We start from the raw sequence: 25734 nt of genomic DNA, 5'->3' as shown, positions 1-25734 counted from the left end.
TCAGATCATCCTCGGGAAGGTGCGCCCTTTCCTACGCCGCCTCACCGAGGCTCATCCACAGGTATTGATCATTGCTCAGTATCGAGCTTCTTAGTGTCATAGAGCTTGTACTTGATGTCGACCGGAGCCCTATCGCCGGTTTGAGTGTCGACGACGACCAAGTCCGGGCGGATCGCACTGTAGGCGTTGCCGGTCGTGTCATCAATGATCACCGAGCGGAAGCCCGACTGTACGGCGGCGCGGAGGGGGCTGTCGTCGAGAGAATCGTTGACCAGGCGGGTGACGAATCGCTCGAACAGGGTGTTCATGTTCAGCAGGAACGCCGTAACACGCTGAGAGCTGGGGCTCGCCAGGTCGCTGAAGGCGAGGCCGTTCAGCACCAGGCGTGCCAGCTCGTGGGCGGGTTTGTATCGCTCGTTACGGCGGTTGTCGTGGATGCGCTGGAAATACCATTCGGGGTCGCGGGTAGGCGGCTCGCAGATGTCGGCGAGTTGGCCGGCTAGGATGCGGGCGTCGGTTCGAAGCCCGTCGTGCCGAACACACGTCGCGGACGCCGCGAGCGAAGCGGCCAGGAGTTGGTTCTCGGGGATGTTGCCGTCGTACTCGTCGAAGTGGCATTCGAGCCGGTGGAAACTGCCGTAGCGACGAAGGAACTGATCGCGCATCCGCAGCCGACCCCGCATCACGGTTAGGGTGTCGTCGATCGGACGGTAGTCGCGGATGAGGCCATCGCGGATCAGGGATCTGGTCGCATGAATCAGTGCCATCACAACGAGTTCGAACAAGTCATCGCCGTTGGCCGGCAGCTGTTGCTCACGCGGCAGGTGCGTGAGCAGCCGGACGCCGTCGGTGTATTCGATCATCTGCAAGACTCGCAGCGCACCGCCCGCAAGCTTGGGCACGATGCGAACCTCGAACCCCGAGAATCGAACGACGCCAACCCAAGACGATGCCCTGATCTCCACCCGGTTATTGGCGAGCCACCGCACATCAAGCCTTGCTGAGGCGTCGCCGTGGGCCGAGAGTCGGTCAGCCAGGCGCTCATCGTCCGTCGTCGGCTGAGCCCGAGAAAATCGTGTTTCGTACTCGGCCAGCTCAATCGTCTCGACCATGATCAGGCGGAGGCGCTGGTACCGAACTTGCTGGCCAGCTCGTCGCACAACCCGTCTGGGTCATTGACGGTGTCTGCTGCTTGTTCGGCGTTGGTGTCGATCACCGAGCCGAGTATGTCGCCGAGCGCCTGGTAGTCGTTGTACAGGTACTCCTGAAGCAGCGGCAGTAACTCATATCGGAACACCGAGGCGAAGGCTTCCGGTGTATCGATGACTTTGCCGTCCTGGTAGAACAGCGCATGGCCGATCTGTTTGTCGCGGCCAAACTTGTTCCGTACCAAGTCATTCAGACCATCCAGAAAGGCGCGAAGGTCGAGGGAACCTACCGTCTGGCCCTCAAGTTTCTCGCTGTCGGGCAGCAGCTCGATGAACTGAAAGCGTCGACGCAGCGCGGTATCCAGCAGGTGAATGCTGCGGTCCGCAGTATTCATAGTCCCGATGATGTGGACATTCGCCGGCACCGAAAAGTGGTCGCCGCTCTGGGGCAGCTGGAAGGTCGTCCCCCGCTTGTCCTTCTCGATGAGCGTGATCAATTCGCCGAAAATCTTCGGGATGTTGCCGCGGTTGATCTCGTCGATCAACACCACATAAGTGTGGCCTAGGTCGTTGCGGGCGGTATCGCAGACGCGCTTGAAAATCCCATCGGTCAGCTCCAACTGCATGGTGCCGCTGTCGGATTGGCGCGGGCGGAACCCTTCGAGGAAGTCTTCGTAGGTGTAGGACGGGTGGAAGGTCACGCGTGTCAGTCGGGCGGCCTTCTCCGGGTTAGTGGGAGGTTTGCTTAGAGCTCCCTCGTGGGTCGACAGTGCGTCTTCGTCAGCGAGCAGGGCGTTAGCGCCTTCGCTTCCGCTGCCGCCCTCAAGCAGCCACACCGCGGCGCGCCGGGCCATGTAGGTCTTGCCCGTGCCGGGCGGGCCGCACAGAATGACCTGCCCACGGCGTATCAGAGCATTCTCTAAATCGAGGTAGCTCTGATCAGCCGCAATGGGCTTCGGAGGTACTGTCCCGAACAACTGCCGAAAGAGCGCTGCGGGCACTTTCGACACTGTCGTTGTGGCCCAGGCTTTGACCGGGTCGATCTTCTTGCCGGCCGAGGCGTCCCAGTCGATGCCGACCGTGTGCTGGTATTCCTGCCGGTCGGTTCGAAACTTGTAGCCGACATCGTTGACGGTTCCTACGGCCAGAACTTCGGTGGTACCGCGGTTAGCAATGACGGTGTCCCCGGGCTGGAGTTCGCGCAACGTCCACAGTTCGTTGGCTTTGCGGCTGACCGTGGACTCATTGCCGTTGTACGCATGAAGACCTCGGAAGACATCCCGGAACGCATCTTTGGTGTCGTACTGAGTCAGGTCACCGACGTCGTCCCAGCCCACACAGATGTAGCCGTTGTCGAAGCAGTCTTGCCAGTATTTCGCAAGCTCGCCGGGGGCGATCTTGACGATGCGCTGCGACGAGCGTGGGTTATCCCAGTGGTAGAGGAAGAAGCCGAGTTCTTGGTTCGACAGTTCGGAGAGTTCGGGGATCGTACGAAGCGCCTGGAGCAGCTGTCGATTGGCCCGGACCGCGGTCGATGCCGGCTTCTGTTCCTCCAGCGACCGCAGGAAGTGGTCGATGTCGGTTTTGGCGGACACTGGAATCAGCTCGTTGGGGAAGTACATGTACAGCAACTTGGTGCGCAGTGCCGGGGCGCTGATGAGAGCAGCGATGTCGTCAGCGATGTCGAGATTTCCGTCGGTTGCCGCGGCGAGCATCTCAACGAAGCCGGCCCGGATCGCCGACCATGCCTCATCGGCCGATGCATATTCCTTGGGGAACGACCACGATCCATCTTTCGCTTTGAAGATCAGGTGTTTGTGGGCAGAGCCGCCCTTGATGCTGCCGATCCGTGCGGTCGTGTATTCCATCCAGTAGGAAACGTTGTCCTGGTTACCCTCTCCGAGTGCGTACTCCTCTATGGCTAGGTTTGACCATCCTTCGCGTGGAAAGCGGTCGACGAATTGAGCGCGGAGCTGCTCAGCTTCGGCTACCCGAACCGCGACGGCATCGCGGTCCCAGGACTTCAGTGCAGCGATGATACTGTTCCGTGCGGCGGGTTCGACCATGTCAGCCTTCTCCTTTGGCGATTGACCGTTTGGCGTCAACTACATCCCGGGCATGCGCTTCATCACCCAGCCGGGCACCAAGCGTGTGCATAGCCAGCTCCTTCGGCAGCGCCGCGGAAAACTTCAGCCCGCGAAGCGCGTTCACATCCACGTCTGGATCCTGCCACCGCGCACTGACAAGGGCGTCCGAGAACTCCGAGACAGTCACTCCGGGAAGCAGTCGGATCGATTTCTCGTCGATGCGCTGCCGGGGATCAACCACGCCAGGCAGCGACGCTTGCAATGTCCGGTTGGCGGCGGTGCCCGCCCACGTCCACCATCGGCCGGCCGAATCATCGGGAAGGCGGACGATCAAGCGATCCGGCGCAACATTGTCGCGATAGCTCGCACGAAGCGCAGCCAGCACCCCAGCGGCGCGTTCGGTGAACACCACCCCAGCAGGTTCGGCGCCCAACACCACGTCACGCATCCCGCGGGTGATGTCGTAGGACAAACCACCGGGCGCACCTGACCATTTGGCACGACCACCCTCATCGACAGCCTCGACGAAACACCGGCGCCGCTCCCAGTCCACGTGGGTCACTTGCCAGGACCGTCCACCCAACAGCAGCAACCTCGGCCCGGCGACCTTCTCAGTGAGCAGGTCAGTGCCGATGGTGCCCACCTCGACGCGGCCGGCCAACACCAAAAACTCTGGTGGGGCCGTGAACACCGCGGTCAGATCGGAGAAGTAGCGGCGCCCAAACTGCCGCTCAGCCTCCGGTCCGATCTGCAGGAAAGGGCCGTCCGGCTCGAAATAGCCTTGGGCAACCAAAAATTCGACGATCTGAGGTGCGGTTTCATCGAACACCGGCAGATTGCCCCACCACTGCGACCACTCGCCGACGCCAACCCGATGCTGCTGCAGGCACAGCGCCATGAGCTGCTGCGCCGCGATGTGACGTGGATGCGGTGGCGGCACAATCGGTTCCACCCAGCCGGATGCCCAGCGGTGCAGCATGCCGGCGGCCAACAACACCTGCTCGTCATCGAGACACAAGAACAAACAGTTGCGCGAAGATCCGGCGCGTCGTCCGGTGCGGCCCAGCCGCTGCAAAAACGACGCGACCGTCCGCGTCGAGCCGATCTGGATGACGCGATCCAGATCCCCGACATCAATGCCCAGTTCCAGCGTGGAGGTCGCCACGATCACGGTGTCACGGGCTTCGGCGAACGCAGCTTCCGAGCGGCGCCGTTCGGAAGCCGACAGCGACGAGTGTGACAGGTAGGCGTCGATGCCCCGTTCCCGTAGGCCGGCGCCGAGTTCTTCGGCCTGGCGGCGGCTGTCGACGAACACCAGCCGCTTCTCGCCGCGGTGCAGCGTGGCGATGACGGTGGCGGCGTTATTGATCGAGCCGACGTAATCCACGGTGATATCCGGGGCAGCCGGTGCGGCTACCGTGGGAGCAACTACGATGTGATCGCGCTCCCGGAAACTACCCTGCAACCATGCCAGTAGCTCGTTCGGATTTCCGACGGTCGCCGACAGCCCGATCCGCTGCACCTCCCGTCCGGCAATCCGAGATAGCCGCTCCAGCACCGCAAGCAGATGCCAGCCGCGGTCATCACCGGCGAACGCGTGGATCTCATCGACCACCACCGCCCGCAGCCCGTTGAACAGCACCCGCGGATCGACTTTGGTTGAGACCAGCATCGACTCCAGCGACTCCGGTGTGGTGAGCAGAATGTCGGGTCGCTCGACCAGGATGCGTTGGCGTTGCGGCTGACTCACATCGCCATGCCAGACCGCGGCTGAGCGGCCCAACCATTGGGCGTAGCTGTGCAGCCGTGGTTGCAGATTGTTCAGCAGTGCCCGCAGCGGGCAGATGTAGAGCACCGAGACGCCCTGCCAATCCTCGCCTGCCATCCGCGACAACAGCGGGAACACCGCCGCTTCGGTTTTGCCGCCGGCGGTCGGCGCCAACACCAGGGTGTCGCGGCCGGCCAGAATTGGCTCAACAGCCTCGGCTTGGGTGGGGCGAAGACCGCTCCACCGCAACGTGTTCGCCAGGTGGTATTGCACCCCGGGATGCAGGGCTGCGAAGGCGTCCATTACAAGTCGAGGCGTACGTCACCGGCGGTCAGTGCGGCACGTTCGGCGTCGGAGAGTTCGGTGGGGGAGATGCTGACCTCGTAGTCGGTGTAGGGGTTGAAGTCGGGGAATTGCTCGATCTTGTCGAGGACGTCGACCAGCTTGCGCAGGAACAGTCGCGGCGCGATCCCGACCTTGCCGCCCAGCTCACCGGCGACCGCCGAAGCGAAACGGCCCAGGAACGCATCATCGGCCACTGAGGAAACCCGAGCCACATCATCCAAGCCGGAGACGTAAAGGTCACGGACTCGGCCGCCCAGTTCCACCAGGCGGGCCTGGTCAAAGCCGGTGAGCCGCAGCTGCGGTGCACGCGGATTGTCGAAGCGGGGATCTTTGCCGAACTCGGTGTGCAATCGGTCGGCCAGCGGCGGCAGCAGCGCAATTCCTTGGCGGCCTTCGAAGAACGCCGGGGTACCGGTGATCAGCAGGTACAGCCCGGGGAAGTGACCGTCGTGTACTTCATCGATCAACTGCCGCAATGCATTGAGGGCTTTGGCGCGGGCGTCGCTGCGGACCCGCTGTAGCGTCTCGACCTCGTCGAGCACCAGCAGCAGGCCGGGGTTGCCGGCATCGGCGAGGATCGCCAGCAGGCCGCGGAGGAAGCCCATTGCCAGGTAGTGGTCGAGGTCGCCCTTGATGCCGGCGCGGCGCTTCACGGATGCGGCGACGTGCGGCTGCCCACCCAGCCAAGCCACCAGGGCGTCGGCACCATCGTGATCACCAGCTGCGACAAAGCGGCGGTAGGCGCGGATCGCCAGCGGGAACACCGGTGCCCGGGCGGCGACATCGGCGAGCCGCCGCTCCAACAGTGAGTCGGAGTCGATGCCTTGCTCGGCGGCATCGTGGTCGATGGTGAATAGCCAGGCGTCGAGGATGGGGCGCAGTGCGCTGGGCTGGATGGAGGCGGTGCGCAGCGATTCGATGCTGCGCCGGTAGACCGTTTCCAGTTTGTGCAGCGGGGTGTCGATCTCGTTGATCTGCACCTCGGCCACCGCGAAGCCTTTCTTAACCGCGCGGTCGGCCAACCAGCGGGCGAAGAATGTTTTACCCGAACCGTATTCGCCGCGAACAGCTTTGAACACTGCACCGCCGGCGGCCACTACGTCGAGTTCGGTGTCGAGCTCGGCTTCAAATCGGCCCAACCCGACGGCCAGCTGATCCAGGCCGTTGGAGGGCACGGTGCCGCGGCGCAGCGCGTCGAGGATTTCGCGGCGCCGGCGCGCAGACACCGCGCTCACTCGCTCACTCCGAACTGCTCTTTGAGTGCGGCCACATCGAGCTTGACCACACCATCGCGGACCTGCACCACCTCGTAGCCCTCGACGTCGAGGACTCGCTTCACCTGCATCAGCGCACCGTTGACACTGCCGGGTGGTACGCCCATGGCGGTTGCCACCTGCGGGGTAGTGAGTTCGTGGTCGGTCAGCAGCGCCGACAGCAGCGACCTGATCTGCTCATCCGCGACCACGATGCGGCCGGCCAGCTTGCGCTGGGCAGCGAAGACACGGCTGGCGACGACCTGGTCCGGCAGCGGGCGGGCAGACCGGTGCGCGGCGGTGTCAGACATGCTCAGCTTCGGCTCGGGCGTTTCTACTACCGGAATCGAGGGGGCAGTCGGCGGTGCCGCGTCGGTATGCCACCACGATGGCTCGGTCTCGACGGCCGTGGTGGCACTGTCTGGAACCTGGTAAGCGCTCGGTGGCTCGGTACCGGCGCCGCCGCCCCTGGCGGTAATCGCACTGGGCCGCTCAAACGTTCCCGCCTGGGCTGACACCGACATGGGGTCGAGGTGAACGTGTTCGGTCTCAGATACCTGCAACCGCTCGAGAACACGCGCTGTGTCCCGTTGACCATTCTCATCGCGGTCCTCGCCCTTGGCGCTCAGAAACCTCGCTCCGTTGGTCTGACCTCGGCCTGCCGTCCAGAGGTGCCGAGCCGTCTGCGGCTGGCTCGCGATAGCCGGAAAGCCGTACTCGGTGGCTGCCTGCCCGAGGGCGTAATGAGTGACGGGGCTCGCCGACTGGGCCCAACCGGCTTGGGATGTTGTCTGCTTGTACCACGCATCGGCGGGGGTGCGCAGTGCCCGCCACCGCAGGTAGTCACGGTTTAACGCGAATCCGGCCGTGATCGAGCCCGCCCACACGAGCACAAAGTAGATGGCTGCAGCGTCACTGATCTGTGTCTGGCCGTCCACCTCGCCGGCGCTGAACATGATCACCCAGAGCACGAGCGTGCAGCCCGATGCGATGGTGGCGGCCGTCCACCATTTGCGTGATCGCACGCGGATCGCGCAATACAGGAAGCCGATGAAGCAGAACAGCCCGAAGCCGAACACAACTGGGAGTAGCCATGCGCTGTGGCAGATTCGCCACAGCCGGCTGGACAGCGGCGACGGTTGTGGTTCAGTGTCGAAAAAGCTCATCACTGTGTCTCAAGTCCGTCCATTGTCGGTGTTGCAGGGGTGACGTTGATGGGCCGTTCCGGCAACCTGCATTTGTGGAAGACGGCGCTGGTGCGAAGGAGTGCCACCGAGTACGGGGCGTTGGGGCCGCACGCGGGCGGCCTGTGTGGCGTCGATGAGCTTGTATGCGTCGCTTTGCGGCGATATGCCCAGGCCGGTCACTCGCTCACTCCGAACTGCTCTTTGAGTGCGGCCACATCGAGCTTGACCACACCATCGCGGACCTGCACCACCTCGTAGCCCTCGACGTCGAGGACTCGCTTCACCTGCATCAGCGCACCGTTGACACTGCCGCTAGGTACCCCCATGGCTGCCGCCACCTGCGGGGCGGTGAGTTCGTGGGCGGCCAGCAGCGCCGACAGCAGCGTCTTGATCTGCGCTGTCGTGACCACGATCCGGCCGGCGAGCTTGAGCTGGGCGGCGAACACCCGGCTGCCAATCACCTTGTCCGGCAGCGGGCTCGCCGGCTCGGGCGGTGGGCTGTCGAACAGGCTGAGTTCCGGCTCGGTGGTTTTGGTCACCGCGACCACGGGTGTCGTCGGCGGCGCGGTGCCGGCGTGCCACCACGACGGCTCGGTGCCGACCACGGGAGCGGCCCAGTCCGGGATACGGCCGGCAACCAACACCACCACGGGGACCAACGCCTCGGCCGGGGTGGCCCCGCCGTGATAGCCGGCGTTGCGGGCTCCGTAACGCAGCGTCTCATCGACCGCCAACACCACCCGATGACTCTCGGTGAGCACCCGCGGCCCCTGGACGACGACTTCCCGATCCGGGTCGATGGCGTCGAAGTCGCCGTGGGCGCGTTGCCCGTAGATGTTGGTGCGGGCCGTCTTTGCGCTGCTGCCGTATTCGATGATGTGGCCGTGATCGGAGGTGATGATCACCGCGCGGCCGGCGTTCTTGGCGGCATCGAGCACGGCACGTAGATGTGTGATCGTCTTTAAGGTCCAGTCGGTGCCGCCTGGGTCGGTGTGATGCAGGGTGTCGTCGACGTAGTTGAGCACCACCGCCACCAACGGTTGGTGTTCGGTGTCGGCGATGGCGTTGCGCACGTCGGTGGCCAGTGACGCGCCGGCGGGGATGGCGTCGAGGGCCGCCTTGTGGAAGATCGGATCGGGTACACCGCCGGTGGCTTGCAGCCCGGCGGCTTTGAGCTGCGACAGGAAACCCGCACGTTCGATGTTGTCGGCGCCTTCGCGCAGTTCCCCACAGAGTAGCGAGCAGCGGCTGCGCTGGGTCAAGGTCGGCAGCACTGCCAGCGCGAAGGAGCGGCGGGCGTCGGTGGTAGTCGAGACCTCGAGCCATCCATCGTGCGCCGCCGCGGCCACCAGATCGTTGGTCGCAGCAAGGGATAGCGCATCGACAACGAGCAGCAGGCTCGGTACTTGTTTGGCGATCGGGACCACCAGCTCGGGCAGCACCGCTTCGACCACCGGCACGGGAGGGGTGGGGGCGTCGGCCAGCGCGGTGGCGAAAGCGTGATCATCGCGGGCACGTCGAGCCAGCGCAGCGTCGATCACCGCACGCAGTGCCGCGGCTACGCCCGGGCGGTCAGCACCGCGGCGTGCCTTGACCAGTGCCGAATCCACCCAGGATCCGCAGCGCAGATAGCCCTCCGCTGCGGCAGCTAAACCAGCAACCGGAGGGTTGGTGGTATTCAGCCAGCGTGCTAAGCGCACCGCGCCGTCACACGCGCCAACCGCCGGCGACCGCTCAGCCAGGAAGTGCTGCTGCACCTCGCTCCAGTGGGCCTCGATCAGCTGCAGCGCGGCGGCCGGGATCAGCGGTGCGTCGAGTTGGTCCGGTAGGCGCGGCGGTACGGCCGCGGTCAAGGCGTCGGCGAGCGCATCCAACCGGGCGTGCAATCCCCGCGGCAGCAGGTCCGAGGATGCTGCGGCAGCCGCGATGTCGAGGCTGGTGACAATCCCGGCTGCTGCATCCAACACTGCATGCTGCTGCTGGTTGCTTAATGCGTTAACGAGCAGCCCGCGGGCGCTGGTGTACCAGGCCTGCAAAACATCACGGTCCAGGCCACCAAGCCCGTATCGGCCGAGGAACACCCCCAGGGAAACGGCATGTGCGGGGTCGCCGGTGCCGAACAGCCCAGCGACCACCCCGAGTGGCACCAGGTCCCCGATGCGGCCGCTGGCCAGTAGCGCGGTCAGTGGGGCGGCCAGCCGTCCGGCCCGACCGGAAAGCCAGGCATAGAACGCCGACACCAGATCGGCGCCACCGGAATCAGCCAGGCGGGCCAAGCCGTCGAGTGCTTGCTGCGAGCGGCTCCACTCCAAAACTGCCAGGATGTCGATCTCCACGTCGCTGTCTTTGACGATGCCGAGCACGGTGCGCGACAGCGTCGACATGGCGTGATCCAGCGTCAGGACCCCGCCGGGCGCCGGCGGATAGTCAGTACCCGACAACACGGCCAGCAGCCCGTTGGCGACCGAGCGGTCATTGGCCGACCGGTACAGTGCCGGTTCGATGGTGGTGGCGGAGAAGTTGCTGCGCAACGCATCCCATGGGTCGGGGGTGATTAGTCGCCCGTCGAGCAGGTGGGCCAGCACGGTGTCGCCGAGGTCGTCATCGTCGACGCTGGTGAGCACCACGGTCCACTCGTCGGGTTTGCGGGCGTCAATCGCTTCCCACAGTGCCAGTACCGAGGGGCAGGCGACGACACGCACCGCGGTGCCGTCGAAGTCGAAACCGTCGCCGTCCCAGACCGGTTGCGCCCGCAGGCCGAGCACCCCGTTTCGGTAGTGCTTGCTGTGGGCCTTCTTCAACCGGGCTCGAATGATCGGCTCGGTGGCTACCAGTGCGCTCATTCGACCTGCCAATGCACAAACACCCGCTGGCCCGGTTTGATCACCGCGTTAGACAGTGCCTGCTCAAGCTCGGACAGGTCGGTGGGTGATCGCAGCACGACGTCACCCGACAGGCCCGGGGGTGGCGGTGTTGGTGGGGGTGGCGGCGTACCGCTGCCGTCGCCGACAATCCAGTGGACGAGTTTGTTCTCGCCGGCGGCCAGCTCGTCGCTCAGGGTGCGTCCGGGGACGGCGACGGCGTCCTGTAGGGACCTCCAGATGGCGCGCGCGGCATCTCCGGCTTCGCCGGCCTGCTCGGTACCCTCCTTGAGCTTCTCCAACAGCGGCCATTTGAAGTTCCGCAGCGCTCGGGTGTCCCCGGCGGCGTCGTTGCGGATCTGCCCGGCAGTCTCGGCGGCGGCCGGCAACTCCAGACCTGCCATTGCATTAATGACGGCGACATTGCCGGATGTGGCGTAGAGCGTTTCGACGAAGCCATGCAGAGCGCGTGCGATGGCCAGCCGGTCGTTCTCCCCGGCAATCAGTTCCAATCGCTGGTGCGCTGCGTCCAGTTCGGCGATGAGATACCCCAGTTCACTGATGCTGGCATTCGCCAATCCCCGTACCTGAGTGGCGAACTCGGCGACGTTGGCCCCGGTCAGGTAGGTGCGCGCGCTGGTGTAGCCGAACAGTTTGGACACATTCGCGCGCGCGTCATCCCAGGCTTGCTGCTCCGGCAGTTCCTCGGCGCGCAGCTCGATGTTGGGCCGCATTCGCCCCAGCGCCGGTGCGGCCGCTGCGGCGCCGGCCTCAAACCAAGCCCTCTTACGCAGCAGAGCCCACGCGCTGATCACCAGATCACGGGCTTCGGGACGTAGCCCCCACGCTGGGGTCAGTGCGTCGATGTGGCTTTGGAGCACGCCGACGGTCACCGGATCGGCAGCGGCGGCGGCTCGGTCGAGTTCGCCCGCCCAGTAAGCGAAGGAGTCCTCTCCGAACAGGTAGTGGTCCTCGGTGGCCTTGCCGACCCGCAGCGGCCCGGCGATGCGGCGTATTGTCTTGCGGTCCGCTCCGGGATTGGTGGGCACCCGTCCGTCGCGGTGAGTGCTGGCCTTCTCCACGTAGTCGCGCAGCGTCTCGAAGTTGCGGGCGGTCACTTCATCGGCGGCCGGATCGAAGGTCGGATGCGCAGGGTAGATCGCCGAGAACGCTTGATCGATTACCTTGACGAAGGCATCCTCCAGGCTGGCCGCGGGCGGCATCTCCGGCTCAAAATCGCGGCTCAGCGAAGTCAGCACGTCGAACTGCGCTGAATCGGCGGTGATGCGTTTCGGGTCGGAGGGCTCAATCCCGTAGGCCTGCTTCAACAAATTCTGGAAGCTGGTCATGGTGCCGCGGAACAGGTTCTCCAGGATCCCGCGGGCCTGCGCCTGGTCGGTGGCCGACAGGTGATTGGAGTTCTCTTTCCACCGGTCGCCGCTGCCGGTGAACAGCCAGTCCAGCTTTACCAGCAGTGCCAGGTCTTCGATGGCGGCGTCGGTGAAGAACCGCGGTAGCCAGACCACGGTGTGCCGGTCCCCGCTCGTCAGCAGCCGGTCGAGCCGGTTGACGTCGTCGGCGCTGGTGTGCCCGGCTTCGTCGAACGGATAGTCGACCACCACCCGCCAGGTGCCTGGCCGGTTGTCGAAGGACTGCTCGGGCAGTGACGCCGCGTCGCGAACATTGCCGAACACCACATCGACCTCGCGGCGCGACCCGCGCCAGATCACCGTGCGAGTCACCGCCCCGGACAGATCATCGCGGCCCTCGGCCACCCCGAGCGCTTCGTGGATGAGGGTGCGCAGCAACACCCGCCGGCGCCCGGCGTTGTCCTCCCCGCGCACCCGATCCAGGATCGACTGGTAGTCGACATCGGCCAGCTGCACCCGGATCACCGGGTTGGCGCCGTCGGAGACACTGATCTCCGGCACATCCTTAGATGCCCACTCCCGCACCACCCCGAGCACCACGCGGGACTCCCCGCCGGCCACCATCGCCTTGATCGAGCCGTGATTGAGCGCGGCCAGCCGGGATGCGGTGATGTCGCGCAGCGCCGGCACGTTGGGGGCGATCGCGGACAACAGCAGGGTTTTCGCGATCCGCTCCTGGCCGCGGAAGCCCGCGGGCACCGACGAAGGATCGCCTGCCAGCTGATCGCGGCTGACCGAATGCTTCTCCAGCAGCGCGGGCAGCAGCCGGTTCTGGTACAGCTCGTCGGCGGCTTTGAACATCGCCCCGGCGTGCGGGTCGATCGGCTCCCCGCCTTCAACGATGTAGTCGAACGAATCACCCACCGGGATCAGGTCATCGACGGTGAGTGTGTCGCGCCGGTCCACGAGCATCCGCTGCATCACCTTGAGTGCGGTGCGTTCCCGCTGCATCACCGACGACAGGTTGCGCAATGTGGACACCAGCACCGGGGAGAACGGGTAGGTGAGCTTAAACTCCGCCTCGGATGCTCCGCGATGCTTCTCGTCGGTGTTGAGGCTGTCGCGCAGCACATCCCACACCTCGGAGCGCCGGGTCAGATCGGCGAACGCCTGATCCAAAATAGCTTGGGCGGCAGCGTCCTTGGGTTTGAGCAGCCGGGCCTTGGCGACCTGGGCGAGGTTGTTGTCACCAAGGGAGATCTCGGCGAAACGGCCCTGCTGGTATTGAAACGCCCGATCCAGCGCATCCTGCTCGGCGCCCGAAGCGCCGGCGTCGGCGAACCATTTCCGCAGATCCATCTGCCGGGAGACGAACGACAACAGCGGAACCGGCCGCTGCCGCCCGGAGGATTCGACCAGTTTGGTGATCTTCTGTGATTCGCGGGCGAAGAACTCGGTGTCGCGCATCGAGAACGCCAACCACAGCACCAACTCGTCCAGGAATAACACCACCGCGTCGTAGCCGAGCTCTTTGGCATGCTCGGAGATCGCCACCAGGCCGCGATCCAGGTCGATGTAGTCGGCGGTTTCAGTGAATGATTTGAAGTAGCTGCCGACCAGTGCCGAAACTAGCTCACGACGTTCGGAGTCCTCCGGAGCTGCGGTGCGCGCGGCCTGATAGCGGGGCAGATCCCAGCCGGCACCGAGCAACCCACCCCAGCCGCCCGGATCACCGCCACCGCTGCCGGCGCCCAGTCCGGCGAAGAACTCATCATCGCCCATCCGGGTGCGCAGGTTCTCCGCATCATCGAGCAGTGCGTCGGAGATGTGCACCGCCGGCAGCGGAGCATCGGGGTGCAGCCGTTTGATCTGGTCGACGTAGCCGCTCAGCACAGCCTGCTCCAGGCTTTTGGCCCCCAGCAGATGATAGGTGAGCCGCAGAATCTTCTTGCCGGCCAGCTGCCCGTCGTAGCAGCCGGTGAGATGTTGAAACTTCGGGTCACGCACGGCCGGATGGTTGCCGAGCAGGGCGTAGAGCACCGCCATGTAGTGGCTTTTACCGGAGCCGAAGGAGCCGGTCAGATACGCCGCCCGCGACGTGTTCTTCTTTAACGCATCGGCGACCAGGTCAATAGCGGCGATGAAATTCTCGGTCAGTGACTCGGTGAGCACATATTCATCGAGCGTGGCGCGGATGTGGGTGTCATCGTCGGTGGAGTCGGTGAGCCGCAGCACGTAGTCGTCGGCGCCGACGCGTTCGGGGATGTCGATGACATCACGCAGCAGGGTGCTCATTGTTTCGTCCTTCGCCCGCGGCGAGCTGGTTCGGATCGCCAGCTGGTCAGATCGGTCTCGGTCAGATGATGTTCGGAGAGCCGTGCAGTGAGTTCATCGGCGATGGCATCAGCCACCGATTCGCCGTAGTCGGGGTCGATCTCACTGTGCCATTGGCGCACCCACGGCAGCAGCTCGTTGAGCCCAGCCAGCAGCGGCACCAGGTTGGGCGTGTCCCAGCCTTCGTCGATGCGGGCGCTGATTAAACCGGCCAACGCTAAGGCTTGCTGGGCGTGATCCCAACCCGCCCAGCCGAGCAGTTCGGTGGCATCGGAGTCCCTTCCCGCGTTCGGGTAGCTGATAAAGCGCTCCTTGGGCACGTCGAGTTTGCCGCGATGCGACCAGTACGAGCCCTTGGTGAAATCGGCCGGCTTGTACTTTGGCGGTACCGGAATCGGTTTATCGAGTTTCTCCCCGGCGTCTTCGCGGCGCTGCAAAGCCCAGGTGTTCTCCCAGGCGGCGCGCTTGTCCAGCCCGGACGGCTTGTATCGGTAGGCGGCCAGGAACGGCACCGCCTCATCGGCCAATAGCTTCGCCAGCGCTTTCCCGGTGGCGACGTTCGGGTCATTGGCCCATAGCCGCAATGTTTTCCGAAAATCCTCATCCCGGTCGAGTATGTCGGCAAGCTGCGCCACCGACTGGGTCTGCGGCCGGCCGTCCCGATCGAACCACCGGGCGCGATCCTCAACCCGGTCTAGCAGCCAACCCCGCAGGGCGGCTTCGACTTGCTTCTCCCACGGCTCGGTGGCCCACCGGCGCTTGTATTCGGGGCGCTCCAGTAGGCGAATGTGCGGGTTGGACTCGATGGCGTCCAGGCGGTGCTGCAGCAGCTCGCGATAGTCGGCGGGCAGGTGATCGGGAATATCGGTCAGTGGCGTGGAGCCGTGTCGGTCGAACCACGCGGTCTCCTCACCGTCTTTCATCCGGCGGGCCAGGGCGATCTCGAAAACCCGTTGACCAAGCGCGATTTCGGGAACTTCATTGACGTAGGTGAGGTCGTCGTCGATCAGGCCGTAGATGCGGTAGTACTCCCAATCGAGTTCCTCCTGGTGGGCGATCATCAAGCTTCGCAGGCGGTCGGATTCGGTGTGCGCGGCGTCAAGGGCTGCGGCGGTGGGGATCTCGCGTTGCGTGACCTCAGCCGGGGATTGCTGTTGGAGTTCGTGGGCGAGACCATCGAGGAGCTTGGCACGCTCGACGGGGATGGTCGCCGGCAGCGGAAAGTCTTTCAGCGTTGTTCCGGTGAACTCGTAACGGTCGCTCCAACCTTCGGCGCTTACCCGCGCGCCGTCCTGGCCGATCGGGTCGCCGCCCTTGGGATAGCTGTTCTGCTTGAGCCAGAAGCAGGCCACCGACGAGTTCAACACCCCGAGCAGCCGCAGATGATCCTCCACCGACGCCCCCGCCGGCAGCTTGATCACGGGGGCCGAACGGTTGAAGACCTTCCCGCCGCGATCCAGCACGAAGTGGTTGTGTGTCGCGACGAACGCGAAGGTGATGGTCATCGCGGATGCGTTCGGATCTCGTGTCAGCTGATGCCACTCGAACCAAGGTCTCCCCTCCTCGAAGTATGTTGCCTTCGAGAAGGTTGCCCGGTTGCCCAGAGTTGTTCTGCATGGCCACAACCATTCGTATGCCGGTCGTGTGAGCTCAACTTCGGGATAGTTTGGTGGCTGTCCGTACGGAAATATCGAGTAGCTAGTCGAGTTGACGGCCCAGTCACGGATTTCATCTCCGAGTGTGAGTGCTCGGACCATGTCCTGGCCGAGGCGGTGGCGTGCGAAGGACCGCTTGTCGGCGAGCATCACGTCGTCGGCATTGGTCATCCCGAAGACGCCGATTCTTTGTGTACGGTCGTTCAGCGGTACCGCGCCAGCGTGGTTGAGGTGCTTCAGTAATTCAACTGCACCACCCCCGCTGAGACTCCAAGGGTGCGCACGCAATCCGGAACGCGGAAGGTCTACAACGCTGATGTAGGCATTCTCATAGCCTGGCTCGCCAATGTGTTGGGTGATTGATGTCCACACCAGTCCCTTGGCGGGATCGTCCGGTCGCCCTGGCTCCCCACGAATGCCGAGCACTGCTCGGGTTGTCTCAGCCGATGGGTTTTGGTCACGGCCGACGATGATGACCGTCGGCGTGCCATGCCCGGGGATGTAGGCCCCCGAGGTATCGATAACCATTCGCAGGTCGACCGACGGTAAGAATTTCTCGATGAGTTTCGAACCGAATTCCCGCTTCATGAACGAGTTCGAGGTGATCTGGCCAACCCAGCCGGCCGGTCGTTCCTGCCCGGAGTCGTACGCGAGCCGGAAGAACAGTTCCATGAACGGCACCGTCATTGCGTACTTCCGGTGACAGGTGCTGTAGAGCTGGCGATAGGTCGTATTGAGCGCTGCATCTTTGACGTTGATGTACGGCGGATTGCCCACCACCACATCGTGTTCACGGCGCAGAATCGCGGTCAGCGCGGTGGCGTCTTCGGTCCTGTCGGCCTGGACACGTTGACCGAGGGCCAGCATGTCGTCGTCAAGCACCTGTTTGGGCGCCCCCCACAACAAGCTGTCACCGGCGGCCAGATGCGTTTGGTAGCCGATCTTCTGCTCGATGCTGCTATCACCGGCGGCATGGAGCGCAGCCACCAACAGCCGGAACCGGGCGATGGCGACCGCGAACGGGTTGATGTCGACCCCGTACACCCCGTCGAGTGCCTTGGCCACCAGCTCACGCGCACCCAGCGCCGGGGCGTGCCGTTGCCAGCGCTCATGGAGTCGGTGAAACGCCCCGAGTAGAAAGTGCCCCGACCCGCAGGTGGGGTCGATAACGGTGAACCCGGCCAGTGGCCGATCGACCAGCGCAGGCTCCATAGTTTGGTCGAGGATGAATTCCTCAACGAATTCCGGGGTTTGCAGCAGTGCGTACGTTTTCTTCGCATGCTCGGACAAGTCCTGGTACACGTCACCCAGGAATCGGGTGTCCACCCCGGAGAACCCGTAGGCCGGGTTGCCGTCGGCGTCTTGCTGCCACCAGAATTCCAACAGGGCGCGGGCCGCATCACCGGATGGCGCCACTAGGTGCAGCGGTGAGTAGGGGTCCACCAGCCCGTCAGTGGCGCTGAACTTGGCGAAGTGCTCGATGATCTGGCCGATCCATTCCCGGTCGGTGTGCTCGGGATGGGTTTGGAAGTAGGCACGGCGGGCGTCGAGGGCTTGGCCGCGCTCGTCGGCGTCGGCACCGCCAATCCAGCGCGGGGTAACCAGCTTGTTGTCTTCGCAGTAGCGGGCGAACACCGTCACCAACACCCACGCCACCGCGGCCTGGGTAATGCGGTCATCACGCCAGGCCTGCCAGGAGGCGGCGCTGCGTTCCGCGGCCACCGCCGCGTCGTAGTCGGCGCGCCACGCGTCGTACACACCGACCTGGCGGGCGTCGTGATCGGCACCATCGACCCGGGCCCGCAGATCAGCCTCCAGATCGAGCACCTGCCGGCGCAGTGCCGCTACCAGATCCGATGTCGTCCAGTTCACCGCGAACTCCATTCAGGGACTCGGATTCTCACCATGGTGTCTTCCCAGTGCTAGTGGTAATCGCCTCGGCAACTCGCATCTCGGTTCGTCCGGTGAGTCGCTTGACATGGTTGTAGTAGTCGGTGACGTGTTGCTTGGTCACGCTTTTGGCAGCCGACCCCCGATGCGCGATTTCACCTCGCAGCGTCACAAAGTCATCGAGTTTCGTCGCGGCGGAGGCGATCTTCATCCCCGACCAATGCCAAGACCTTGAGATGTTCTCAATGCCGACAGCGTTCTTGAATAGGTCGTCGATCTGGGCCGTCTTAGGCGTGTTGAGTTTTCTATTTCGATCTTCCTGGAGTTTTGCGAGTCGGGATAATAAGACATTTCGCCATCCGTTGTCGGCCAGCTGCCAGACAGCTAAATCGTGTGCGTCGCCCTTAAGTTCTCGTGCAACCAACTTTTGCAGCTCCGACGGCAGGCTGCTTGCCGATGCCGAGTGCTTTACGAGGTGGTCAAGTACCTCCGCCGCAAGATCTTCGCAGAACGCTTCCCAGAAGGCAGTGATGAGCACAAAGGCTGACTTGTGGAGTGCTTCGACCTTCCACTTCCGGCCACGGCCCTCGGGGGTGATGTCGCTGTGGATTTCGAGGAGGCGATCGATGTCACTGCAGTTCTCATTGAATGCTTTGCGGGCGCGGCTGGTTTTCATGATTCGTCTCCAACCGGCACCAAATTCGGTGCCGGCACCCACATCACGAACTGCCCACTCGGAGAGCCCAACTGGATCGGCTTGCGGTCCACCAGCGCTCCGGTCTGGCCGCGCAGCTGGGGCAGGATCACCCACACCGGCCGCCGGCGTGGCGCCGCGAGATCGCTGAGCTTGGCGAGCACGGCGAGATGTCCGTAGCGGGCCAGCGGCGACACCTCAGTCAAGATCACCGGCTTAGCGTTGCGCTCACCGTCAAACACCGTTTGATGCAGCTGCGTGGCCAGGGCCGGCACCACCCGGTCGATCACTGCGCGCAGTCCGCGGGCATCGCGGCTGCCCGACTCGGCGGCGTCGGCGCTGCGCACCAGTTCCCATGACACCCCCTGCGCGGCGGAGAGCTCTCGCATCGCAGTGATCAGCGCGGTTGTGACGTCGATGACCTGCCCGTCGTAGCCGTCGGCCAGCTCGCGGGCCACTCGCTCATGCTCACCGGGGCGATCCGGTGGGATTGGCACCCCGACCGCGACGAAACCGCATTCGTCCACCGAACGGCGCAGTGTGGCAACCAGGTTCGCGCGCTGCGCCGACACCGGCTCGGTTCCGTCGACTGTCGCGTGCGGCACCGCGGTGGGCTGGCGGGTGTGCATGCTGGTGGCACTGGCCGGCTGCGGGTCGGCGAACCGGTAGGTCTGCGTTGCCTCATCCCAGGTCAGCTGGAGGCCGGTGCGGTCCAGCAGGGCGTCGAGCTGCGGGCGGGTCGGTACCTTGTCCAGCTGCGGGAAGCGGGCGGTCACTCGGGAGCGGATTTGCGACGGCGACAATGCTTCAGTCTGCGCCAGTCCGCGCAGCGCCACCGTCGCCGCCGTCGTCGGCGACATCTCCAGGTTGTGCAGTTCACCGCGCCCGGACACCCCGGCATGTTTGGCGACCGCCGCAGCCAGGCGCACCAGCCGCAGATCGGCGGGCAGCACCACCGGGGCATCGGCGTCGCTGACCGCCCGATAGCCGGAGGTGAACGCTGCGCGCAGCGCGCGGGCCGCGGTCGCCGCGGGAATGACCGCTTCGGGGTCGGCGCCGACGAGTTCGTCGGCGCGTTTGGCGGCCGATTCGGCGGCGTTGAGCAGCAGTTCATCGGTGGCCAGGAGGGCCAGCCGCCGGCCGTGGCGGCGTCGAACGAGTTGCTTTGTACCTTCCAGTGTTTCGTGTTCGGCGAGGCGGTCCAGGGCGACGCGCAGCAGGCCGCCGGCGGCCCGCTCGGCGCGCTGCTGGGCGGTGCTTCCCGCCGATGTTGTGCTGGGTTCGGGTAGCCGCGCGCGAATCTCGGCGGTGAGCGTGGCGATGGCGGCTACGCCACCGAAGTCATCGATCACCTGCTTAGTGGCGTCGGCGATGGCGTCGAGAAGCTCACGGGTGGTGCTGTTCTGAGCCCAATCCTCTTGCAGCTCTTTGAGGAGTTGCGGGCCGCGCTGCGGTGCTTTGTCGACCTTTTCGGCGAGCTCGGTGCTGCTGGCGAACGCGTCCAGGCCGGGGGTGAGTCCCAAGATCAGCTCGGCGGCGTCGCGGCGGGTGGCGGTGCGCTGGCCCGACACTGCGGACATCAGCAGCGCCACTGCGTCATCCAGGCCGAGCAGCTCTCCGGTGGGTGTTTGGCGCTGCTGCTTGCCGAGCCGCTTGACCCAGGTGCGGTAGCGGGTGGTGATTTCTTTGCGGGTGTCCTTGGCTTCGCGGGCCACCAGCCGGTTGAGCCGGGTGGAATCCAGCGCCAACAGCTCTCCAACCGTGGCGACTTGGGCGGTCTCCAACGCCGACACCGCACGTGGACTCAGCCCGGCAGTGGCCAGGTCGGTAGCGGCCTCGGCCGCCTCGGCGGCGGTGTCACTGGCCTGCGGGGTGGTTTCGGTGGCTGCGGTATCGACGGCGGTGAACACCCGAGCCCACGCGCGCAGCATGTCTTCGGCGGTGTCGGGCCGCATGGCGGCATCCCGCGACAGTGCCGCGGCGAAGAATTCAACCAGGCTGTGTGCCACAGTGGGTTCGAAGTCGGCCGGGACCAAGGTGACGTCGTCGTCGACGGTGGCCGGGTTGGCGTTGCGGTCCGGCCCGTAGTGCGGGGTGGTGCCGGTGGCCATCTCATAAAGCACCACCGCGGCTCCGTAACGTTCGGCGGCAGTGTCGTACTGGCGGCGCGTCCCGGTACCCAAGAACGGATCCAGGTAGGGCGGGGTGCCGGCCTCGACGTTCGTCGGATCCACCCCAGCCATCGAGAAGTCGAACATCATCAGATGCGAATCCGTGCGGGTGTTCGGCTGGTAGACACCGAGGTTCGACGGCTTGATGTCGCGGTGGGTGACCCCGGTGCGCTCCAGTGCCACTAGCGCGGTGAGCAGGTCGGTACCCCAGCGTTGCAGCACGTCGAGCGAGAGCCGCCCCTTGGCGTTGAGTTCCTCAGCCAGGGTGCTGCGCCCGACGTACTGCAACAACAGCGCGGTGCGCCCGCCGACGTCTTCAACCCCGTGCAGGGTGACGATCCGCTCGTCGTTTTGCAGCCGCCCAAGGATCTGGGCTTCGGCGTGTAGCCGCTCGGCGGCCTCGGCGTCCTTGGCGACTTTGAGCACCCGCTGGGCATCGCCGACCTGGTGGTCGGTGACCAGGATGCCTACCGCGGTGGAGCCCGCCCCCAGGCGGCGCTGGTAGGTGAATCGTCCGCCGGCCAGCTCTGCGCCGGGGCCGGCTTCCAGCGGGTCGGTGTCGGTGGCCTTGCCCAGCACGTCGTCGCGAACTTCGGCGAGCCGGTCGAGGAACTCGGCGACGTCGGCGATGCGTTCGGCCGGGCTGGGTTGGGTGGCGTCGAGAATTAGCTGCCGTAGCGAGGTGCGGATCTGCGGTAGTTCAGCGGCCAGGTCCAGGCCGCGGTCGCGGCGCAGCCGGTCGAGCAGCTCGCCACGCTCGGTGGCCGGTGCCTTGCCGCCGGTGAGGATGAAAAAGGCCAGCGCGCCGAGGCCGAAGACGTCGATGCGGGCCGGATCGTTGGGGCGTTGGCCCTCGGGGGCGGCGAACAGTTTTGCGGTGTCGCTGGGGGCGGCGGCCATCAGCGTCAACGACCCCGACGACAGCCGGCTGACCGCGGTGTCGGGGTTGGCGGGCAGCACCCCGGCGCTGTCCCAATCGGTCACTTGCGGTTCAGCTTTGGTCCCACGGTCCCGGATGGCGATCGAGCGCGGGTTGAGGCTGCGGTGCACTACCCGGTTGCGGTGCGCGTAGTGCAGCACCTCGGCGATGTCGTCGATCAGGTCCAGCTGGTCTTCTAGCGTCAGGTCGTCTTTGTGATCGGCGAGCCAGAGGTCGAGCGGGGTGTCGGCCTTGGGTTGGGGGAACACCAGGCCGATGCCCAGCTCGGGGTCGTTGATCAGATCGGTGGGGGTTTGCAGCCCGTCGCGGCGTAACCGGTTGAGCAGCTGGAACTCGTGGGTGACGGCTTGAGTTCTGGCGTGCTGTTCGGCTGACGGGGTGTCGGGACCCAGGGTGTAGAAGCGGATGCGGGCCGGGGCGGAGCTGGCGTGGTGAAACGCCGGCCAGTCTTGCCAGCCGTCGCCGTCGGCCAGGGGTTGTTCGTCGATGATCCAGGAGCCGACCTCGCGTTGGCGGCGCGGGGCCAGGCCGATCTTTCGCATCAGCCCGGCGATCAGCTGGCTATTCTTCTCGGTGATGGGCTCGTGCCTAGCCGGGGCGAGGAGGCGTTCGGAGATCCCGGGTAGGCCGGTGTCATGGGCGTCGAGGCCATAGAGGTTAATCCGCGAGCTACTCGGCAGGTCGCAGATGAAGTGTGGGTGGTGTAGGAACACCAGCTCCTGCACGTAGGGGACGCGGCTTCTGGCCTCGGCTCCGCCGAGCTGGTACATCGCATCCTTGAGGAGCGAGGCGAAATATTGGGCCTTGCGGCGGGCCAGCAGTAGCGGGGAGTCCTCGGCTCGGTGGTTGGCCCGATGCCATACATGGTCGTTGCCGCGCAGGATGCCGCTGTAGTACTTGAGCTCGATCAGGTACAGGGTGTCGCGGGCGAGCACCAGCAAATCGACCTCATGCCAGCGGCCGCGGTTGTCCCGGAACTCGAAGTTGGCCCAAGCCCGGAACGGGGGAGCGTCGGGCAGCGCCTGTTTGACCGCGTCCAGGCCCTGCTTTTCGTGGCTGAACTGCGAGTCGGCGATCGTGACCCAGCGGCCGTCCTTCACCGGGGAGCTACTCCTTCGTCGCAGTGTGTTGGATTACAACTTAGTGAGTTGGGGGTGGGCGGGGTAGCGATCGGGCGGTCGTTCCGCTCGTGTACGGCAATATGCCAGACAGGTCCGACAGTGGACCGTCGGTCGGGGCGGCAGGGCGATCAGCCGCGCGTAGAACGACAAGCTCGCGATCTCCGGTACTGCGCAGCTGCTTCACTTCGGAGGTGTCCATCGGTCGACGACTAACCCGAGGTGGCGTAGCCGTTCGTCTCCCCGGGAAAATGTCTGGTAGCCCCCAAGGATGTCATGCTCCGGAAGCAAGGTTGGCCTGCTCGGCACTGTGCGGTCTTGATCTCACTCGTGGCCGCAGTGACTCCCGATCGGGGCTTCTGTTCTCGCCGTCACCGCCGCGGCCGCTGGATTTCCGCGCGCTGTAGCACCCGGTGGTGTCTCTCATGAACTCCTCGGAGTAGTTCTTCCTTTATCATCGGGTCGGATCGCAGCATCGTGTTCCGGAACTTTCGGGACGGAGCGCGTCGAACACTTGGGATTGCGGCCACGAAAGTTGATGGACCGCTAGAGTGATTCCGTGCGCATTACTAGCTCCCTCGAAAAGGGGTATCTGCCAAAGGAATTACCGCCCTGCTTTGCGTCTTCAAGCTTTGCGGCAGTCGTTGATTCAATATCGAAACTGGGGAATGGGTGGACTTACCAGTGCGGTTTAGTCTTAACCGAGCGGGTGGCGTGCGTCGTTCTGTGGAGATCCCAAACCCGTTTAGTCAATACTTCATTGCTGCAGAATGTTCCAAGCATTGGGAAACGCTGCGGCGAATCACTGCGTTAAGTCCAATATCTCTCAGTAGGCCACTGCTCGGCACTGGCGAAAGATCCCTGCGTCATCGAATACCAACAGAAGGGTGGAGGCGTGAGCTTGTAGCGCGTATGCCAGGCGGTGTTGTGACGCTGAAGACGGATATTAGTCAATTTTATCCGTCGGTATATACCCATGCGGTTGACTGGTGTATCCGCGGCAAAGTTCGCGCAAAGAATAATTTACGAGGAGCTGGCCTGGGGCCGACGCTTGATAGGTTGATTAGAAATTCAAGAGGCGGGCAGACGATTGGGCTATCGGTCGGCCCAGATACGTCCTGGCTCGTTGCAGAAGTTGTGCTAGCTCGGGTAGATGCCGCGTTGGCAAATAAATTTCCCAACGCGGTTGGGCGTGCCGCGCGGTTTGGCGATGATATGACTGTGTACGCATCATCCACGGGGGAGGCGGAAGAAATTCTTGCGCATTATCAAGTAATATTGGAAGAATACGAGCTTGCGATAAATCCAATCAAGGTTGCCATAGTGGATGGACTTAGCCCCGTTGAGGCGTCGTGGGTGCGAAAATTGCGGACGCACCGATATAGGGATGGCGCGGATCACAATCTTGCATCTGATATTATCGATTTGTTTGATCTCGCGTTCGAAGAGCGAACCAGATATCCGACAGGCGCAGTGTTGAGTTACGCTATTAAGCGTTGTAACCCGTTTCCGGCGGGTCCAGATAGTTGGCCGGTCTACCGTGATTTGGTTCTAGCATCGGTCAAAGTGGAGCCTAGCACCATTCCGCATGCGCATGCAGTACTAGCGTTTGCGCACAAACACGGTCTTCTTGTCGATAAATCGCGCATCTCCGAAATTATGAACGAGCAAATTGTGAAACATGCGAAGCTGGAGCATGGATTCGAGGTCTGCTGGATGCTGCATATGATCCGATCTCTTTCTCTGGAGTTGGACGTCAACGCGGCAAAAGTCGTTTCAAATATGAGTGACAATTGCTCGCAAATACTTCTTCGAAGTCTATGTGAGATGTCGGCCCGTTTGCGGCGTGGCGTGTCATTTGATAATGCCGTAGTGCGAGCCGAACAGGCGGGGGCTTTGAGTTCCGATGATTGGCTGCTAGCGTATGAATATCGTCACAAAGGTTGGTGCCGATCGGTTAAATGGGATGGGAAGGCCTGCTGGAAAGAACTTCATAATGCTGACGTTGAGTTCTTGCTGGAAAAGCGCCACCTGGTTGGAAAAGGGCTGCATCGTAGAAGGCCGGGGTTTATGTCCTCATGGTTGTATGGCCCGTAGCCGATGCACGGCGAATTTCGCCGGGTGAAAGACTGTCCTTAGCTTGAGCAAGCGCTCCGGTTCGTGAAATCGGCTCCGAGCCAAGATTGCGCTCGATCTACGCATCGCGATCCAAGGCATCCTGATACTCGCGCAAAACGTCATCGCGTTGATGCGCGCCGCTGACGTCCCGGCGCCGGAGGCAATCTGGGTGCGCCTCCGCGGCTCAATTCGGGACAGATGTCAGGGCTCATCCTCCAGCCACGCGCTGAACTCCACAGGCAGCACCACGTTTTCATGCCTGTCGGCAAAAAGTGGTGCGATCTGGTCGGCGCGGTAGCCGGCGATGCCGGTGCCGATCGGGGTGACCTGGAAGCGCAACTCGGGGTGGGCCCGCGCATAGGCCAGGAAGGTGTCCACTTCGGCGGCGAGGGTGGGAAAGCCGCTCATGGTGTCGATGGCACAGGACTGACCGTGGCGGCCGTGGCCCTCACCCCAGACGGCGCCGAACTTCTGGAAGGCGTCGCGGGCAGCCCCGCCGTCATGCAATCCGTGCGCAGTGGAGCCGAAGACGAACACCTCGTTGGGCGCCAGCCGCTCAATACGACTGCTGGTCAAGGAGTCCATGACGCGGCGCTGGATCTGATTGAGCGCATCTAGGCGCACCTTGCGCGGCAGGTACTCGATCGCGTCGACGGCCACGGCGACGACTTCGCTGAGTGTTGGCCGCGCCGACGAGGACAGGCCGGGGGGCATTGGCGGCTCTTGAATTTTAAACGGGCAGTTGTGATTTCGCTCTCATAGGGCGTGTCGTTGCATGGGAGGCCCTTGGTCTTC

12 protein-coding genes and 1 pseudogene are annotated in these 25734 nt (G+C 64.1%); 1 reads left to right on the top strand and 12 read right to left on the bottom strand.

All coding sequences use genetic code 11. The annotated features are described in order from the left end of the window. Positions 1-68 precede the first annotated feature (68 nt). The 11 genes and pseudogenes from BST28_RS21250 to pglW form a co-directional block, all read right to left on the bottom strand. Entirely contained in the window at positions 69-1112 is a 1044-nt protein-coding gene (locus tag BST28_RS21250; protein ID WP_083082928.1) for an McrC family protein, read from the bottom strand. Positions 1113-1114: 2 nt separating this feature from the next. Continuing rightward, on the bottom strand, positions 1115-3214 hold the full coding sequence (locus tag BST28_RS21245) for an McrB family protein (RefSeq protein ID WP_083082925.1): 2100 nt from the start codon (positions 3212-3214) through the stop codon (positions 1115-1117). A gap of 1 nt (position 3215) precedes the next feature. Then, positions 3216-5306, bottom strand: a complete 2091-nt coding sequence (locus BST28_RS21240) for a DEAD/DEAH box helicase (protein WP_083082922.1) — start codon at positions 5304-5306, stop codon at positions 3216-3218. Beyond that, complete coding sequence (brxD, locus tag BST28_RS21235) at positions 5306-6583, bottom strand: BREX system ATP-binding protein BrxD (protein WP_234808365.1); 1278 nt, start codon at positions 6581-6583, stop codon at positions 5306-5308. The genes BST28_RS21240 and brxD overlap by 1 nt, the downstream gene beginning before the upstream one ends. Next, positions 6580-7767, bottom strand: a complete 1188-nt coding sequence (locus tag BST28_RS21230) for a hypothetical protein (RefSeq protein WP_133054350.1) — start codon at positions 7765-7767, stop codon at positions 6580-6582. Before BST28_RS21230 ends, brxD begins: the two co-directional genes overlap by 4 nt. After that, positions 7767-7935, bottom strand: a pseudogene (locus BST28_RS24945) (IS256 family transposase); the annotation flags it as partial. The gene BST28_RS21230 and the pseudogene BST28_RS24945, both read right to left, overlap by 1 nt. Before the next feature lie 29 nt (positions 7936-7964). Then, entirely contained in the window at positions 7965-10631 is a 2667-nt protein-coding gene (gene pglZ / locus BST28_RS21225; protein WP_083082917.1) for a BREX-2 system phosphatase PglZ, read from the bottom strand. After that, positions 10628-14314 carry a DUF6079 family protein gene (locus BST28_RS21220; protein WP_083082915.1) on the bottom strand — a complete coding sequence of 1229 codons (3687 nt, stop codon included), beginning with the start codon at positions 14312-14314 and terminating at the stop codon, positions 10628-10630. The genes pglZ and BST28_RS21220 overlap by 4 nt, the downstream gene beginning before the upstream one ends. Then, a complete protein-coding gene (gene pglX, locus BST28_RS21215) occupies positions 14311-17892 on the bottom strand; it encodes a BREX-2 system adenine-specific DNA-methyltransferase PglX (RefSeq protein ID WP_083082912.1) in 3582 nt (1193 codons plus the stop codon). The genes BST28_RS21220 and pglX overlap by 4 nt, the downstream gene beginning before the upstream one ends. Positions 17893-17908: 16 nt before the next feature. Then, entirely contained in the window at positions 17909-18574 is a 666-nt protein-coding gene (locus tag BST28_RS21210) for an MAE_28990/MAE_18760 family HEPN-like nuclease (protein ID WP_083082910.1), read from the bottom strand. Continuing rightward, on the bottom strand, positions 18571-22803 hold the full coding sequence (gene pglW / locus BST28_RS21205) for a BREX system serine/threonine kinase PglW (protein WP_083082908.1): 4233 nt from the start codon (positions 22801-22803) through the stop codon (positions 18571-18573). The genes BST28_RS21210 and pglW overlap by 4 nt, the downstream gene beginning before the upstream one ends. Before the next feature lie 945 nt (positions 22804-23748). On the opposite strand from pglW, the gene BST28_RS23840 reads away from it, so the two are divergent. After that, positions 23749-24918, top strand: a complete 1170-nt coding sequence (locus tag BST28_RS23840; RefSeq protein ID WP_133054349.1) for an RNA-directed DNA polymerase — start codon at positions 23749-23751, stop codon at positions 24916-24918. Between the two features lie 222 nt (positions 24919-25140). On the opposite strand, the gene BST28_RS21200 is transcribed toward BST28_RS23840, so the two are convergent. After that, positions 25141-25653, bottom strand: a complete 513-nt coding sequence (locus BST28_RS21200) for an A1S_2505 family phage non-structural protein (protein ID WP_207570168.1) — start codon at positions 25651-25653, stop codon at positions 25141-25143. Positions 25654-25734: the final 81 nt, after the last annotated feature.

The sequence above is a fragment of the Mycolicibacter kumamotonensis genome, assembly GCF_002086285.1.
GTDB classification, from domain to species: domain Bacteria; phylum Actinomycetota; class Actinomycetes; order Mycobacteriales; family Mycobacteriaceae; genus Mycobacterium; species Mycobacterium kumamotonense.
Note: the sequence above shows the minus strand (reverse complement) of the source record. Positions and strands in the feature narration are given on the sequence as shown.

What these genes read in the sequence shown, in the direction of transcription:
- BST28_RS21210 (WP_083082910.1), bottom strand. Translation starts at nt 18,574, where the DNA reads ATGAAAACCAGCCGCGCCCGCAAAGCATTCAATGAGAACTGCAGTGAC.
- BST28_RS21230 (WP_133054350.1), bottom strand. Translation starts at nt 7,767, where the DNA reads ATGAGCTTTTTCGACACTGAACCACAACCGTCGCCGCTGTCCAGCCGG.
- BST28_RS21200 (WP_207570168.1), bottom strand. Translation starts at nt 25,653, where the DNA reads ATGCCCCCCGGCCTGTCCTCGTCGGCGCGGCCAACACTCAGCGAAGTC.
- BST28_RS21245 (WP_083082925.1), bottom strand. Translation starts at nt 3,214, where the DNA reads ATGGTCGAACCCGCCGCACGGAACAGTATCATCGCTGCACTGAAGTCC.
- pglZ (WP_083082917.1), bottom strand. Translation starts at nt 10,631, where the DNA reads ATGAGCGCACTGGTAGCCACCGAGCCGATCATTCGAGCCCGGTTGAAG.
- BST28_RS21240 (WP_083082922.1), bottom strand. Translation starts at nt 5,306, where the DNA reads ATGGACGCCTTCGCAGCCCTGCATCCCGGGGTGCAATACCACCTGGCG.
- BST28_RS21220 (WP_083082915.1), bottom strand. Translation starts at nt 14,314, where the DNA reads ATGAGCACCCTGCTGCGTGATGTCATCGACATCCCCGAACGCGTCGGC.
- BST28_RS21250 (WP_083082928.1), bottom strand. Translation starts at nt 1,112, where the DNA reads ATGGTCGAGACGATTGAGCTGGCCGAGTACGAAACACGATTTTCTCGG.
- pglX (WP_083082912.1), bottom strand. Translation starts at nt 17,892, where the DNA reads ATGGAGTTCGCGGTGAACTGGACGACATCGGATCTGGTAGCGGCACTG.